This window comes from Salipaludibacillus neizhouensis, assembly GCF_002886185.1.
GTDB lineage: Bacteria > Bacillota > Bacilli > Bacillales > Salisediminibacteriaceae > Salipaludibacillus > Salipaludibacillus neizhouensis.
Genome location: NZ_KZ614148.1, coordinates 385759 through 402505 on the forward strand (window position 1 = coordinate 385759; position 16747 = coordinate 402505).

Consider the following 16747-nt stretch of genomic DNA (forward strand, 5'->3'; position numbering starts at 1 on the left):
TGATGAACAGAGATTCGTAATTCTTCCAAACCACCAACCGCGATAATAAAGCATCTAAAATAAAAATAAAAGACTCTCTGCAGTTCCATATCACTCTCATCGAATTCTCATTTTTCTCTAAGGTTCTTATCATAATCCTTCTCTACAATAAAGATATAACCTTAAGAGGAGGAATAAATGATGAAGAAACTTACGATTATTTTAACGACGATCTTTGCTTTAGGAGGTACAACAGCATTGGGAATGGCAACCACGAATTCAAATGTTGAGCAGGCGGAGCTTCAATCGAATACAGCGGTGGTGGATACAGTAGGCGCGGAGGAAGATAAAACACAATCAGTAACGGAGAATAATACCAATGTGAGTAAAGATTCTAGCAGTGATAAAATCACTGAAGAAGAAGCGGTGAAGATCGCGCAAAATACGATCGATGGAAAACTTGATGAGGTAGAATTAGACACAGATGATGGTGTTCAAGTATATGAAGTAGAAATCGATTTTGAAGGTGACGATTATGATATCAAAGTCGATGCCTATACAGGTGAGATACGAGAGACGGACGATGATTTATTAAACACTCCAGTAGCTGATGAAGTAAGTATTTCCTTGGAAGAAGCGAAAAAAATTGTGAGTGAATTAGCTCCAGGCGGAAACATAGATGATGTTGATCTGGAAATGAAAAACTCGCGTTACGTATATGAAATAGAAGTGGAAGTAAATGATGAAGACGGTGATGTGCACATTGATGCGGAAACGGGTGAAGTTTTAAAAATAGAAGATGATCTAGAGAAGTTGTTGGAGGGGAATTCAGCCTCAAATGAGCAAAAAAACTCCAGTGAATCAAATGATAATGCTTCGAAAGATAGTAAGGGTGAGCAAATTTCCAGTGAGGAAGCAAAGGAAATCGCATTAGCTCATGTTGGGAATGGCAAAGTGGATGACATTGAGCTAGACAATGAAGATGGATTGCTGCTTTTTGAAGTGGAAGTTGAGCATAATGATGATGATGTCGAGGTCTATATTGATGCGTATACGGGTGAAGTTGTTTACGTGGATTAGTAGTTGTGACGGAAATCCGAGCTTAAATGATAGGGCACGGGGTTGAAGTCAAAGTTCTCGACTACTATTTAAAGCTTTTTTCTAAGAAATCAAAGTTTCTGACAAGCTAAAATGAAACAATAAGGAGCACACAACTAGACATCGTGTGCTCCTTATTGTTATTTATCATAACGTAGCTTCCATTTGTTTCTGTAGTAAAGAATTAAATACACTCTTTTTTTCCTGCGCTAGCTGTTCGAATTCACCGTTTTGAATCACGAACCCATCGTCTAAAACAATGACTTGGTCTGCATTGCGAATTGTCGACAGCCTGTGCGCAATTACGATAATTGTCATTTTGCCTTTTAAATGATCGAGTGCTTCTTTTATCCGTGCTTCATTTTCGGTATCGAGGGCACTTGTTGCTTCGTCTAAAACGAGAATGGAAGGTTTTCGTAAGATAGCACGGGCCAAAACAACGCGTTGTCGCTCTCCACCTGACAGTTTTATACCGCGGTCTCCGATAAGGGTATCAAGGCCTTCCGGCAGCTTGCTTACAAAGTCAGCTGCTGATGAGAATTCAAGCGCTTCCCACATTTCATCTTCTGTAGCATCTGTTTTCACTAGCTGCAAGTTCTCACGGATACTTTCGTTAAAAAGAAACGGATCTTGTGGGACGTAACTAATGGCACGCCGTAAAGAGATAAGGTTGTCTTTTGAAAGAGGAATCCCATCTATCAATAACTCTCCTTTTTCAGGTTTATTCAACCCCATTACGATATCGATCAATGTGCTTTTTCCTGCCCCGGAGCGGCCGACAACTGCAGTCATCTGATTGGCTGGAATGGTGACATTGATGTTTTTTAGTGCATATTCCGATTCATTATAACGGAAAAAAATATTTTTGCACACAATGCTTTTATCCACTTGAAGCGGTCTAATCTCATGGTCAGCATTTTCAAATTCTACTGCAGATTTACATTCTTCCTGAATGGCAATCACTTCTTTAAATGCCGGAAGCATGGAGGCAATTTGCTCCAAAGATGATTGAATTCCAGCTACCCGGGGCCAAAGTCGGGAAAAGATAACCGTAATTAATAAAAGTTGCGCTCCTTGAGCTTGAAACAAATTTACGGATATAAAAATAAATGTGGCGATTAGTAAAGCGGAAGCAACCTTGTAAATCAATTGAGACTTAGTTTTTAACTTTGTATATTCTACCTGCTCATGCTCCATTCGTTTTGTTATGGAGCGGTACCAGTTCATTCGCGAATCTTCTAAAGTGTTACTTTTTATGTCTTTGATTCCATTTATTTGGTCTGTGATCCCACCGAGATAATTTCTTCCTAACTCGTAATTTCTTTGCCCGAGAGCAAGGGATCTTTTAAGGAATGTTCGATTAAAAAAGATCAAAATTAACCCGCACGATAAAACAAAAGCAGTGATCGAGGGAGTAAGCCAAAAGGCAATTCCTATTTGAATGATAGTGAAAATAAGAGAAGCAAAAAACTGTAAAAAAGCATGGGTTCCTGCACTTGCGCGGGCTAGTTCGGCTGTTAATATATTGATAAGATCAGTCTTTCTGTTTTTAACGAAGAAACGCCAGTTGGCATGGAGCAGAGAGTCATACGTTTTCACACGCATATCTCGAAAAAAACCGTGTTGTATCTTTGCTTCACGAATCGTAATGTTCCTTTGAAGCACATTTTGCGCAATACTAATGAATACAAAAATAGCTAAAATTATTGGCAAACCTGTCGTTACAGGAATCCCTTGTAAGAACTCAAAAATGCCAGCGACAGGAGTATTTCCTGCGTCGATGTCTACGATGCCAGTCATGCTGATCATTGGTATTAAAAGCAGGATGCCAACACCGTCAAGTAAACTAATTAAAATCATTGCCAGGAGATTGAAATAGAGAATAGTACCGGCATAGGCATGTATTTGTTTTACGAAATAGAAAACAGGTTTTAACATTTCACTTTCCTCCTAGGATATTGCATGTTTCCTCGTTTTCCTCCACCCCCAAAGAAATGGCCGTAACGGAAAGTAAAGAAAATGAAGTTTTTTTGGCAACGGCAGCGTTTTTGCATCTTCTGGGTAGGGATATAAAAAGCTTAAAATAAATAGAAGCTTTTGGGATAATGACATTAACGAAAATAAATGACGGCTATGATAACGTGCTGTCTTTTCTGGAACAGGTGTTGTATGAAGATTCACCATGTTTTCTAAATAAAAGACAGCATCCTGCGCTAATCTCATTGGCTGTTTCCCTTTTAATAATGGATTTAGAGTTTCATGGATGTGTGAATTTATAAGGTAGGTTGCTAAGACAATCGATTGTCCACCAACAGAAAGACTTTTCCCTTTTTTGAAAAGTTTACAGACGATTTCCCAATTTACATCTAGTTTTAATAGTTGATTAATATCTACTAACCACCGCAATCTTGACCAACCGTGACGGCTTCCGTGGGATACGAGAAATACAAATAAGTCTTCTTTCCCCAGATAATATACAGGGGAACTTGTGATAGAGGTGATACTTTTTCTGTCCCATAAGTCGTTAAAACTAGGTTCTATCCCTGGTCCAGGATGTAACCGCCAGTGAACTTCCAACTTTAACCCTTTTTCAGGATGGATATAAGTGACGTGGTGGTGTCTCCATCGCCAGTCATTAAGAACGGTTTGAATATAGTCATCCTTAGCATAGCCAAGTTCACTCAGAAGATTGCCGACAGTTTCAAGCGCTTCAATAGGAATGAGAAAATCTAAGTCACTGGAAGTTCTTAGTGACAGATCTCCATACAATTCATAAGCCAAATGAGGACCTTTCAGGAAAAGAACACGTATTTGATTCTCGTCTAACAATTGACTGACAGTCTCCATTTCTCGTGTTAAATGGAGCATTTGGAACGTATTTCTTTGATAATATTGATATAAAGTTTTCGTAACGTTTACTGGTATAACATCATTACACTGCTTTGCTTTCTTGTAAAGGATAGGGTATAGACGGTGATGTAGGGATAGGTCAATAAACAACTCCCAATTAATATCTTTAAAAAGTTCATGATAAATTTGATGGGATTCGTCCTGTTGATCTTTTATTAGTTCAAGAATAAGTGATAACTCCTTTGGTACCTGTTCTAAATTAAGAACAATTTGATTATCCATAGTTTTCTCCTTCAGAATGTTTCAAAGAGGTTTTATTTGCAAATATACTAACAACCGTAAATTTTTCCATACCTTCCGAGCCAGAAATATAATAAGGTCCGCTGCGTAACCAAGCATGTGCTGCGAAAGCTCCACTTTCATCTTTTCCGGTACCGAGGTATAACGTACTTTCAATTTCACGTTTTTCTAACATTTTCATCGCTGCAATAGCTTTTACAAGACATTGACTTTCCCAAATTGTGTACCGGCTCATCAAATGAATTGCTTGAGATACTCTGGAAAGTGTTTCCTTATTATTACTATTAGAGGAATACGTCGTTTCCTGCATATGCTCTCCTAAGGAAGGCGCAATTTTAGAAAAAGGCATTTTTTTAAGAATTCGGGCCCAGCCTAAATATATAAATGCTTCTATTAGTAATCGTTTCATTTTCGAGTCGAAACTCAAGAATAACCTGATTTTTTTAACCATCACAGCTGTCCTTTCATCGATTATTGATCTATTATTCTTTCGTCTGAATCAGATCTTCTTTATAGAGCATTTCTAAAAATGATAGGACATGTTCTTCACATTGATTTTTATCAACGTCATAGGTGGACATCAGCGTGTTTACTAGACTATCTATTGCTATTGGTTTCTCGATGAGTTTCCAAATCTCTCCGCCAATATCTCCTAAGTTATAGTATTTTCCGTTATTAATACTTAACATGACCTTTTCGCCATCCATATCACTGACGATGTTTCCAGGTTTTTGACTGATGAAATGACCAGTCAGAAAATTTTTATTTGTAATCATATGCGTATCTCCTTTTTAATTTTTGAAAGTACTAGAGCAGATATTTCATTAGCGGTAAAACGAGATGTTGGGCGTTGGATTTGGAAAAGTTCCAACTTATTGACCATAGCCGCACAAGTAGCGAAATGCCATTCCATTAATCCAGAAGGTTTGAGGAAGAAGTTACGATACGTATGATAAAACAGTGTATGGAATCGTTCCAGGTTTTTAATAGGTTGAATGTCTAATTCTTCGCCTTCAGTTTTAACTAATTCGAATATACCTGCAAGTGGTAACGATTCAGTTGTAAACTGAGAGAGCACAGGAATAGCAAACTTTGTTTCTCTATCAACAATGGGGCGCAAGTTTCCTGAATCCATTCCAAACTCATCAAGGCTTTCCTGCCATAGCTTTTGCTGAGGATAGGCCGGTGTTACCATTGGAACATTATCCGGCGTTAAGGTAACAGGGATGACATCATCACTAATAAGTTCATAGCCCAGTTTTAACAGAGCAGATGCAGTGGTAGATTTACCGGCGCCAGAGTCTCCAACAATGGCGTATGCCTTCCCGTCAATTGCTATGGCACTGCCATGTAACGGTAAGATTTTTCGTTGCATTAAGATTGCGCCCATGCAGGTACCTAAGAGGTAGAGGCGGATATGGTCGTCACTTGCTTGGTCTAGAGGCGATACGACAATGTTACGACCATTTGTAATAGAAAAAATAGCTACATTTGGCATGTGGAACATGATGAGATTTGCCTTGATGACAAAAGTTTGGTTTGGTTCTGCTAGTTCAGCCCACTGTGCAGTAAGATCGCCTTTTTTTATCACTACGTCTGTATCAATATAATTGGATGTTTCTTTAAGTAATTCGGGTAAATCGTATTCACTTGAGATAGTTAATCTGAATGCTTTATATATAATCTTTTCAGTTGTTTCAATCATCTGTTTTGATCCTTTCTGGTTAATTAACCCTTATACTTTAATAAGTATAAGGGTATTGGGAGCCGTTAACTTAAACAGCTAGCATTAGACCGTCCATCGTGAGTCTCACTTTTTCCATCTGAAACATCAAAACAATCAGCATTCGCATTACCTGGACCATTCATTGTCATACTTATATCAAGAACATCTAGCACTGGTGCAGACCATGTCTTTTTCATCTGTTCACCCCCTCTCCATCCCAAGTCATGGTGTACTCTTAATAAAACGGTAAAGAATTAAGTAATGTGTTAATTTTTTAAAGTCATGATCGATGATCAGTTCAGGATGAGGTTGGTTAGATAGCTTCTTTATAATATCTTTGAAGGCGTCTATATTAATTAGTTCAGCTATCCTATCATCCATAAACATCTGTGCAATTTCTTCCGTAAAAGAAGACCAGTTGCTTGCCATTCGATGAATGATATCTCCTCCTTGAAAACCTCTACTTATTTGATTTAGCCTTACTTTGTCTGGCAATGCATTTTTAGTAACACGGCGTAAAAAGGAACGTTCCAATCCATCTTGGACATACTGTTCATCTGGTAAAGCTAAACAAAATTGTATAACTCTTAAATCATTTGTTGGATCTCGATCCCATACTCCGTAGCGAAGACTCATTTTCGTATTAACAACCCCACTTTTGTTCCATGGGTAGAGTTGCTGATAATATTTTTTTCGGTAGTCTGTTAGATTTGTCACAGAGTCGTTTATATTCATTCCATTACCTAGAAGTTCTTCATATACATTTGTTTTTCTAGCAAATTCACCATTAATCATTGAAGTGAATGGACTATCTTGTTTTCTTTTTCCCCATTGTGAGATCTTAGGAAATGCTTTTTTTGCAATAAAGGGTACAACAACTTTTTTTCCGGTATTAAAGTTCTGACAGTAAACTCCTAGTTCCCGATATAGACTGATCCATTTAAGTTTATTCATGAGGGTTGTGTAGTAGCAGTATGTTAAATTTAATGATCCCCAAGAGATCGAATGATTTCCTCTTGCACCATTAAGCATGATCTTAATCCCTTTGGACTGTGCTTCTTCATTAATTCCTTTGAGCCAGAAGGTGTTCTCAAAAAACTTATAAGGCATTTCCATCAATTCTAGAAAGTCATCTACTTCTGTATACGGACTTTTGCCAGGAAAACTCATGTAATGGTCATTGATATTCCCTACGTGTGCGACCGTTTCTTTGATAAAGGGTGATTCATCGGCTTGATAATAAGAAGGGGTCCAGTCTTGGAAATCTTTTTCTGGGATGTAGCTATACGTATGTAGTTGTTTATGATCTTTCTTTAATAGATTTGCTGCAAAACTTACAACCGTTCCAGAATCTAATCCACCGCTTAAATGAGAGCCTACTTCACCATGTGTTCTAATACGGTCACTCACTGCTCTCCCGAAAATGTCCCTAAAGGCTTCTTCGTACTCTTCATCTGAATTTAATTTCAACTTCTTATCCACATTAATCATGCAATATCTTGAAAGAGTGATTCTTCCATTCAGTACAGTGATGCTATGAGAAGGAGGTATTTGTTGAATGTCTTTGTATACTGTTGCTTTCATGTCTGCGGCTTCGACCATTGTTGGTATAACTATAAATTGGGCTAACCAATCTTCATTCAGCTTTTTTGTTATATATGGTAATGAAAAGAGTGATTTTATTGTGGTAGAAAACGCAAAATGATTGTTCTCATTGAAATAATAAAGCGTTCGAGACCCTGAAAAATCTCTTGCTCCAAAAAGTTGCTGTTTTCTCTCATCCCATATCATGAAAGCAAAATCACCGATTAAGTGTTTCGGAGTCTCTTCTTGCCATTTTGCATAGGCTAATAATATTAACTGACTATCAGGCATGATTTTTCTTTGGGCTTGATCTACTTGTAACGTGTTAAATAATTCTCTACGATTATCAATAATCGCATCGGCAGCTATCACTAATTGTCTTTCGGAGTCATAATAAGGGACAACCTCACCAACTGATTCCGGAGTGATCCATTGTGCATGACATCCTAGAAAAACAGTATCTTTTTTCCATATATCAATAGCATCAGCAGGGAATTGCTTAAAGGAGTCCATTAAGCTTCTAATATATTCACTATTTATCGGCTCTCTGTTAAAGTGGATAAGACCAGTAATTGCGCTCATGATTTCCTCCAGATCAAAAGTGATTATAACTGAAAAAAAAATTTAATTCATTTAAGTTATCCATAATAACGAGCAGAAGAGATTACTTTCATAAATAATGTCTTATTAATTATAATTGCGAAAAGTAATTCGTTATATGGAACAAATTGTGATGGTTTTACAGTTTTTTTGTGTTGTCAACTAGTTAAATAGGTAAATCTTGAATTATAAAAGGGAAGCCCCTAAAATTGATAAAATATAGAGGCTTCAGTTAGTAATTAAATGAAATGTGCTAAATAGAATAAAACAAAATAAGTATTGTAGAAGATTACTAACTACCATCAATTGTAATACGATTAACTAAATGTCAATTGATCCTTTGGTGTTTGGTCCGGAAAATCATTATCAGTAAAATTACCATCACCTTGTAACATAGTTTTGTTAACATCAAGAATGTCTATTTCGGGCTTTTGCCATTGCTTCTTCATAATCTCACCCCCTCTCAGTTGAAATTTTTAACAAACCGGCTTATAATTATGCTTCGCATTAAAATTTTATAATCTGTATCAGTTGCATATTCTACTCTAGGACCTTTTTTAACCTTTTCTAGAGCAGTGTTCAAAATGTCTCTATCAAGAAACGCCAACATTCTATCGTCTTTTGTTAGAGCGTCCACTTCACTAACAAATGAACCCCAATACGGTTTCATGCGGTGAACCCAGTCAGCACCTTGTACCCCATGGATTCGCTGATTCAATCTAACTTTGTCGGGTAATATGTCTTTTGTTGCTCTTCTAATTAAAGCCCGGTCCAATCCTTGTTGAACATATTGATCATCTGGAATTGATAAACAAAACCGTATTACTCTTAAATCATTTGTAGGATCACGTTTCCATAACGAATGACGTAAAGATAGTTTACAAGTAAAACTATTTCCTGTGTTCCACGGAAAAAAGTCTTCAAAAAGTCTCTTTCTTTCCTTGTAAATATCGTTTGTAGTGAACCAACCCGTTTCGCCAAGACCAGATTTTTTTAATTTATTGAATACATCAGTGCGTTCAGAAAATTTATGATTGATTATTCTTGGCAGTTTCCAAGGGATATTATTAGAGAATCGGTTTAGTACTGGGTAACCTATGCATGCAATATGGGGTAAGTTACGTAATCTTGATCCACCAATTTTCCTGCTATATTTATTTAATTCTTGGTAAAGCTTTACCCATTTTAATTTTTTCATCAGAATAGAGAAATAATTAAAGGCAGAACCCCATGAAATGGTGTAATTACCTCTATCACCGTTAAGTAAAATCCCTACTCCTTTTTCTTCAGCAACCTCAAACATTCCCTTCAACCAAAAAGAGTTTTCAAAAAATTTATAAGGCATTTCATTAATTTCTAGAAAGGTATCTATTTCTGAATAAGAATTTTCCCCTTCAAAATCTAAATAATGATCTGAAATACCTCCAACTTGATGAACAGTTGATTTAATAAATGGTCTCTCATCGGCCAATAAATGGTTTGGTGTAAAATCTATAAAGTCTCTTGGTGGGATATAACTAAATGTATGTAATTGTTTATTTTCTTTTCGCATTTCTTTTGCTGCAAATCCAACTACTGCACCTGAGTCTAATCCACCACTTAATTGTGAGCCGACATTATGATGTGTTCGTAATCTTGCCTTAACTGCTTTTTGGAAGACTTCTTGGAATGCCTCCACATATTCTTCGTTTGAATTTAATTTTATTTTTTTGTCTGGGTACAAGGAACAATATCTTGTAAGCTTTAATTGATCTAAATATATTGAGAAACTATGAGCTGGTGGTATTTGATAAATTTTTTCATAAGGAGTAGTAATTGCGTCTACTGTATCAATGTTTCCAGAGATTGCGAGATATTCAGCAAGCCATTCTTCATTTAGGTTTTTGGGAATGTAAGGCAGAGATAATAATGGCTCTATCGTTGTACAAAAAGAAAACTTATTTTGATTGAAATGATAATAAAGAGTTCGATACCCCGCGTGATCTCGAGCGCCAAAAAGCTTTTGTTTCTTTTCATCCCACAGTACGAATGCAAAATCACCAATTAGATATTTAGGGGACTCCTCACCCCATTTATCATAAGCGAGTAACATTAATTGACTATCTGTCATTTTTTTTCTGTCTTCTCGGTCAACTTGTAATAGATTAAATAACTCAGAACGATTATCTATAATCGCATCAGCTGTTATAGCTAACTGTCTTTCATAATCATAGAAGGGGAGCAGTTCTCCTACTGATTCCGGAGTTATCCATTGTGCATGACATCCTAAAAAAATATTTTGTTTTTTCCATATTTGAATATCATTTGCTGGAAACTGGAGTAAAGATTCCATTATTGCATCAATATTATCTTGTGATACAGGTTCGTCATTTGTATGAAGAATGCCAGCTATTGCACTCATTGTTACCTCCTAATTAACGCGGAATGTATATGATAATTGGTTTACTATACAGGTGAATGAGGTTCTTGTAAAAGAACAACACATACTTTTTTTAGTTCTTGACGTACGTTATAAAGAACATATTATGAATAATTTACCACCCCCGATTATTAAAGTCAACTTAAATTTAATAATCAAATATGTTGTATTTTGAGCGTAGGACAAATCATATAGGATTATCCTTTTTATGTTGACGTCGTGAACCGTAATTTCATTGAAAAACGACAATTATTTTATTGTTACTATGATGGATGAGAGAATTGGAGGGGGAAGTGGGGGGATATATTGGATAGCGAATAAAGTTGCTACCAGCTGAGGATAAGCGTCCCACCGGTATTATTTCTAGACTATAATACCAGCAAGATTTTATTATTCTAAAACAATTCTTTCAGGATGGGAATAGACATTAAAGGAACTACCGCGAATAAAACCAACCGCGGTAATGTTTAGGTCTTCTGCAAGTTTAATGGCTAAGTCGGTAGGAGCGGACTTAGATAGAACGATTCCAACGCCGATTTTAGCTGCTTTTGTAAGAACTTCAGAGGAAATACGGCCACTAAAAACCAGTACCTTATCTCTTACCGGAACATTGTTCAAAATGCTATATCCATATAACTTATCGAGCGCGTTATGGCGACCTATATCTGTACGGCTTACAATCAATTCCTCATTTGAGCAAAGGGCGGCATTGTGAACTCCGCCTGTCCCCTTAAAGACAAGGCTGTCCTCTTGCATTTTACGCATTAACTGGATACATTGTTCTGCTGTAATAAATGATTTTATCGTAGAAGTTTTTGTTGTTTTTGCATCGTTTTGGAAATAAAATTGTCTGCTCTTGCCACAACAGGAGCCAATAAAACGCTTTGAATAGGATTGTTGATTCATAACTTTTTTATTATAAAGATCTATGTATGCGAACCCCTTGTCTTCATCAATTTCAAGTGTCTGAATATCATCTTTAAAACGAAGGACACCTTCCGATGCCAGAAAACCAACAATCATTTCCTCAAAATTAGTCGGTGTGCACACCATTGTCGCAAATTCTTCATTGTTTACATGAATAGTTAAAGGGAATTCTGTTACAATATCATCTTCCAGCGTTTGAAAAGCGCCATCTTTATACTTTACAATCTGCCTTTTCAGGCACACTTCGTGTTGAGACATTAGTTCCACCTCTTTTCAAAACTATAATAAAAAGCTACCTTAGATAAAGTATCATATATGCTATTAGATTATGATTATAAACAGTTATTTTCCAAGAGACAAGTGTCATGAATTTCCCCTTTTTCAAATGTGTCTAAATAATGAATGGTATTAAAATTAACTATTGTAACTGCTTACAAAAGAAGGTATGATTTAGATAAATTCATAGAATTGTCACATTTAAGATGCGAGACAGCGAACCTGTCGTCCGGTTTAAATGTTACAACTCTAAAAACGATTACAGTTAGCATAAAGTAGCGAACCTGCTTAAAACTAACCGTTGCGTTCTTTTTGAAATGGAGCTCTCATTCATTTTAAAAAGTATTAGCAACGGTTTTTTGTTTGGAAAGATAAAGGAGATTGCTTCACGCAACACTTTTCAAGGAGGAAATCCCTTAAGCTAGTGGATAATTCTAGCTGTAATTAGTAGATAGCAGTTTATTTTAATTAGGAGAAGGAGTGAAGGTAATGGGGAAAACAAAGAATCGTTGGCTGATTGCTCTTGCAGCAGTTGGTATTCACATTTCAATTGGTTCCGTATATGCATGGAGTGTATTTACAAACCCTTTAGCAGAACAATTTGGCTGGAGTTTAAGTGAGATCTCCTTAACTTTTAGTATTGCAATTGCGTTTTTGGGTCTTTCAGCTGCATTTATGGGACATTTTGTGGAAAAGTATGGACCCCGCATTTCGGGGCTTGTTGCAGCTACCTTTTTTGGAATAGGTATTGTCGGAGCAGGATTTGCTGTAGATATTGGTTCGCTTTGGCTATTATACCTTACATACGGGGCCTTAGGAGGTATTGGCTTAGGTATCGGTTATATTACACCAGTATCGACGCTTGTAAAATGGTTTCCTGACCGTCGAGGTCTTGCAACAGGATTAGCAATTATGGGATTTGGTTTTGCAGCAATGATTGCAAGTCCGATTATGGCTTCTTTAATCAATTCAGTTGGAATTTCGAACACGTTCTATATTCTTGGAATTAGCTATTTTATTATAATGATAGGATCTTCTTTATATCTTGAAAGACCACCAGAAGGTTACATGGAAGGGGCTGCTGTTGCGAATAAAAAAACGCAAGCAGACCTTTCACAATTAACTGCAAATGAGGCAGTGAAAACGAAACGATTCTGGTTTTTATGGACCATGTTATTTATTAATGTGACGTGTGGGATAGCAATTTTAGCTGTTGCGTCACCAATGGCACAGGAAATCGCTGGTCTGTCAGCAGTAGCGGCGGCGACAATGGTTGGTATTATGGGCTTCTTCAATGGTGCAGGGCGTCTGGCATGGGCTTCTATTTCCGATTACATTGGACGTCCAAATGTGTATACAACATTTTTTGTCCTCCAAATTGGCGCTTTTTTTATGCTACCATCGATCTCACACGCTATAGCATTTCAAGTAGTTTTGTTTCTAATCATCACCTGTTATGGAGGTGGGTTCGCTTCGATACCGGCTTATATTGGAGACTTATTTGGCACAAAGCAACTAGGGGCCATTCACGGATATATCCTGACTGCTTGGGCTCTTGCTGGTTTAGTCGGACCAATTGTTGCAGCTCGGGTTCGAGAAGTGACTGAAAGCTATGCGGCCACTCTGTATATCTTTGGTGGAATGTTTATTGTAGCGCTCGTTGTATCACTGATTATTCGCATGGACATTAAACAATTAAGAGAAAAAAATGCTAATGAAACACTAGCAGGTTGACATTTTATATTCTTACTACTAATCTTTTATTATAAACGTATCGAGATTGGAGTATCATGGGCAAATATGAAGCAGAATTCAGCAACTTAGTTCGGGCATTCAGGAAAAAACATATGGGAAAGGGCCCAAGCAAAATCAGTACAACTTTTTGCAAGAACTGGGCTATATGTGAAATGGAAGGGAATTTGTCACCTATAGAAAAGTTTATTGCAAGTGCCGAAGATGGGAAAACAATGCTACGTTCGGCTAGAACTGAAATGGTGAAAGAAATGTATCGTAAAAACCGCCCAATTGAAATGGAAGAGTTTTTAGGATATAACTTTGTTGAACTATTCGTAGATATTGATATAGAACAAGATAAAGGAATGTCTATCTTTGTTTTTGATGGTAACCTGGAAGAAAAGTTTACTAAATTAAAATAGTTAGGTTTGGCACTTGGCAGCGTTCCTGTTTAAGACTCAACCACCGATGCATTTTTTGATTAAAATGTGCGGTGGTTTTTTTAAAATTACAGTATCGATGAGTGTTTATTTTGAAAAGTTATCGCTTTCGTCCTACGGTGAAGTCCCGAGCCAAAAGGTCAAATTATATTTTTAACAAGAAAAGATTTAATAAGTTGACAGCTATCTTTAAGCCACACGCATCAAGGGAAGTTCGCCCCTGGATGCCTAAAAGATGGTGGCCTTAAAGATCACGCTGTATATAATAAAAGACGGCTATGCCGTTTTTCTTAAAATACGAAGGGGTGTAAAGATGGGGAAGACGAAACACAATGGCCCGATGAAAAAATCTAAAATGCCAGCACCAGAACATTGGGTGAGTCCAATTCCATTCGGCCTTGGAAAAATTAAACCAACGCATATTCGTGACTCATTTAAAACAGTATGGGAAAACAAAGATAATATTAATTATGCAAAAAATATTATAACGAAGGGTGTATGTGATGGATGTGCGCTGGGAGTCTCTGGTTTATATGACCAAACGCTAACAGGGCCGCACATGTGTACAACGAGGTTTAATGTTCTTCGGTTAAATACGATGCCTGCAATTAAAGAAGAGATCCTTCACCAAGATATTGATGAGTTGCGTAAATATTCAAGCACAGAGCTTCGAAAGTTAGGTAGAATTCCATACCCGCTGATTCGCAAACCAGGGGAGAAGAACTTTTCCCGCATTACTTGGGATGAAGCGATGAATACAATAGCCGAAAAAATGAAAACACTGGATCCAAAACAGTATGCATTTTATATGACTTCCCGAGGGATTACGAATGAGTCATATTATGTGGGCGGGAAAGTTTCCCGTTTCTTAGGTACAAATAATGTCGACAATGCTTCACGCATTTGTCACTCACCTAGTAAAACGGCGATGAAACGTTCATTAGGGGTTGGAGCATCTACATCCAATTACCAAGACTGGATCGGGACTGATGTTCTATTGTTTTGGGGGAGTGTGGCTTCTAATTCCTCACCAGTTTCTACAAAATACATGCTGGAAGCAAAGAAAAAAGGGACAAAGATCATTGTTATTAATCCTTACAGAGAACCATCGATGGATAAATATTGGGTTCCTTCTGTTCCTGAATCTGCATTATTTGGAACAAAGGTGGCGGATGATTTTTATCAAGTAAATATCGGTGGTGATATTGCTTTTATGCATGGAATTATGAAGCATTGGTTTGACATGGAAGAGAAAGAACACGGATCTGCAATTAACCATCCATTTGTTCAAGAGCATGTGAATGATTATGATGAACTTAAAGAAAATGTCGAAAAGCAATCCTGGGATTCAATTGTGGACTCAGCAGGAGTATCGAAAGAAAGAATCATAGAATTATCGGAGCTATTGGCAAAAAGTAAAAATGCTGTTTTTGCCTGGGCATTAGGTTTAACAATGCACTCATTTGCTACCGATAACATCTCCCAGGTATCGAATCTTGCTCTGTTGCGCGGGTTTATTGGGCGTAAGTATAGTGGGTTAATGCCGTTCCGTGGCCACTCCTCTGTACAGGGTAGTGGTGAAATGGGGGCAGACCCATTTGTATTACCCGGTGGAGACTATAAAGGTGATAATATTGAGCGTATTGAAAAGCTATGGGGCTTTGAGTTACCTAAATGGCAAGGTGATATTGTAGGTGTTACGCTTGAAAACATCGTTCTTCCAGAAGAAAATGAACGCAAAATTAAACTATATTATATGTCGGGTGGTAACTTCCTAGAAACGATGCCTGAACCTGCATTCATTGAAAAAGCACTATCTGAATTAGATATCAGGGTTCATCAAGACATTATTTTAAATACGTCCACTCTTTTGGATGCGAAAGAAGCAGTTATTGTACTGCCGGCAAAAACCCGTTATGAGCAAGAGGGAGGGGGAACGTCGACTTCCACAGAGCGAATGGTGTACTTTTCTCCTGAAATAGAAGGGAACAAAAATAGGATTGAAGAGGCTCGTACTGAATGGAAAATTTATATTGATCTGGCGAAGCGTGTAAAACCGGAAACCGCTCATTTGATAGACTTTAAGGATGCTTACGAGATTCGTGATGAAATCGCCAAAGCAAATCCAAGCTATGATGGGGTCCAACACTTGAAAAAACAAGGAGATGTTTTTCAATGGGGCGGAGCGTGGCTATGTGAAGATGGTATCTGTCCTACCCCTGATGGAAAGGGTAATTTAATTTCAGTTGAGATTCCTGATTTAAATAAAAAACCCGGAGATTTTTACGTAACTACGAGACGAGGGAAACAATTTAACTCGATGGTTTACGGGGAAACGGATCCTTTTAATCAGGCGGAAAGGTATGACGTACTAATAAATGAAGAAGATGCGAAAGAACTAAGTATTTTAGAAGGAGAAGGGATTGTCGTTTATAATCAATACGGCGTGTTTCAAGGTCAGGCTAAGTTTGTCGAGATTGCAAAATCGAATCTTGGAGTTCACTTTCCTGAAGGAAACTTTCTCCTGCCGAAAGGCCGCTATGAAAAATTTGCTGGTATGCCTGATTACAATATTGCTGTGAAGGTTGAAAAGGCTGATCGGTTCAATGCACGCAAAGACACAAAATACCTTGAAAAACCAGTGGAAGATTTAGAAGTTACTCAAAGCTAGTAAGAAAAACGGCATAGCCGTCTTTTATTAAATACAGCGTCAGCTTCCACCGCCCCCGAGTAGCACCTACGAAGTGTGTGTAGGTGCTACTCGAAAGGATGTGGGTTTCCCTTGTTACGCGCGGTGTGAAGGTAGCTGCCAAT

General features: G+C 37.5%; 14 protein-coding genes. 4 read left to right on the forward strand and 10 right to left on the reverse strand.

Translation table 11 applies throughout. From position 1 onward, the window contains the following. The first annotated feature begins 177 nt into the window (after window positions 1-177). On the forward strand, window positions 178-1059 hold the full coding sequence (locus CEF18_RS24790) for a PepSY domain-containing protein (protein WP_110939168.1): 882 nt from the start codon (window positions 178-180) through the stop codon (window positions 1057-1059). A 165-nt stretch (window positions 1060-1224) separates the two neighbouring features. Here the strand turns inward: CEF18_RS24790 and CEF18_RS24795 are convergent, their stop codons facing one another. The 10 genes from CEF18_RS24795 to fdhD all read right to left on the reverse strand — a co-directional run bounded on the left by CEF18_RS24795 (window position 1225) and on the right by fdhD (window position 11741). After that, window positions 1225-3015 (reverse strand): ABC transporter ATP-binding protein, encoded by a 1791-nt coding sequence (locus CEF18_RS24795; RefSeq protein ID WP_110939169.1) that lies wholly within the window; start codon window positions 3013-3015, stop codon window positions 1225-1227. Window positions 3016-3027: 12 nt separating this feature from the next. Then, window positions 3028-4209: a nucleotidyltransferase domain-containing protein gene (locus tag CEF18_RS24800; RefSeq protein WP_110939170.1), complete on the reverse strand. Its 1182-nt coding sequence runs from the start codon at window positions 4207-4209 to the stop codon at window positions 3028-3030. Further along, complete coding sequence (locus CEF18_RS24805; RefSeq protein ID WP_110939171.1) at window positions 4202-4678, reverse strand: lasso peptide biosynthesis B2 protein; 477 nt, start codon at window positions 4676-4678, stop codon at window positions 4202-4204. The genes CEF18_RS24800 and CEF18_RS24805 overlap by 8 nt, the downstream gene beginning before the upstream one ends. Window positions 4679-4709: 31 nt before the next feature. Then, a complete protein-coding gene (locus CEF18_RS24810) occupies window positions 4710-5003 on the reverse strand; it encodes a lasso peptide biosynthesis PqqD family chaperone (protein WP_110939172.1) in 294 nt (97 codons plus the stop codon). Next, window positions 5000-5932 (reverse strand): HPr kinase/phosphorylase, encoded by a 933-nt coding sequence (locus tag CEF18_RS24815; RefSeq protein ID WP_110939173.1) that lies wholly within the window; start codon window positions 5930-5932, stop codon window positions 5000-5002. Before CEF18_RS24815 ends, CEF18_RS24810 begins: the two co-directional genes overlap by 4 nt. Window positions 5933-5997: 65 nt before the next feature. After that, window positions 5998-6150 carry a paeninodin family lasso peptide gene (locus tag CEF18_RS24820; RefSeq protein WP_110939174.1) on the reverse strand — a complete coding sequence of 51 codons (153 nt, stop codon included), beginning with the start codon at window positions 6148-6150 and terminating at the stop codon, window positions 5998-6000. Between the two features lie 25 nt (window positions 6151-6175). After that, window positions 6176-8119 (reverse strand): asparagine synthase-related protein, encoded by a 1944-nt coding sequence (locus CEF18_RS24825; protein ID WP_110939175.1) that lies wholly within the window; start codon window positions 8117-8119, stop codon window positions 6176-6178. A 335-nt stretch (window positions 8120-8454) separates the two neighbouring features. Continuing rightward, a complete protein-coding gene (locus CEF18_RS24830; RefSeq protein WP_110939176.1) occupies window positions 8455-8586 on the reverse strand; it encodes a paeninodin family lasso peptide in 132 nt (43 codons plus the stop codon). 14 nt (window positions 8587-8600) lie between these two features. Further along, entirely contained in the window at window positions 8601-10538 is a 1938-nt protein-coding gene (locus CEF18_RS24835; protein WP_110939177.1) for a lasso peptide isopeptide bond-forming cyclase, read from the reverse strand. A gap of 408 nt (window positions 10539-10946) precedes the next feature. Then, a complete protein-coding gene (fdhD, locus tag CEF18_RS24840; RefSeq protein ID WP_110939178.1) occupies window positions 10947-11741 on the reverse strand; it encodes a formate dehydrogenase accessory sulfurtransferase FdhD in 795 nt (264 codons plus the stop codon). A gap of 507 nt (window positions 11742-12248) precedes the next feature. On the opposite strand from fdhD, the gene CEF18_RS24845 reads away from it, so the two are divergent. The 3 genes from CEF18_RS24845 to CEF18_RS24855 all read left to right on the forward strand — a co-directional run bounded on the left by CEF18_RS24845 (window position 12249) and on the right by CEF18_RS24855 (window position 16604). After that, a complete protein-coding gene (locus CEF18_RS24845; RefSeq protein WP_110939179.1) occupies window positions 12249-13493 on the forward strand; it encodes an L-lactate MFS transporter in 1245 nt (414 codons plus the stop codon). A gap of 56 nt (window positions 13494-13549) precedes the next feature. Further along, entirely contained in the window at window positions 13550-13915 is a 366-nt protein-coding gene (locus CEF18_RS24850; RefSeq protein WP_110939180.1) for a Na-translocating system protein MpsC family protein, read from the forward strand. 331 nt (window positions 13916-14246) lie between these two features. Beyond that, a complete protein-coding gene (locus CEF18_RS24855; RefSeq protein ID WP_110939181.1) occupies window positions 14247-16604 on the forward strand; it encodes an FdhF/YdeP family oxidoreductase in 2358 nt (785 codons plus the stop codon). Window positions 16605-16747: the final 143 nt, after the last annotated feature.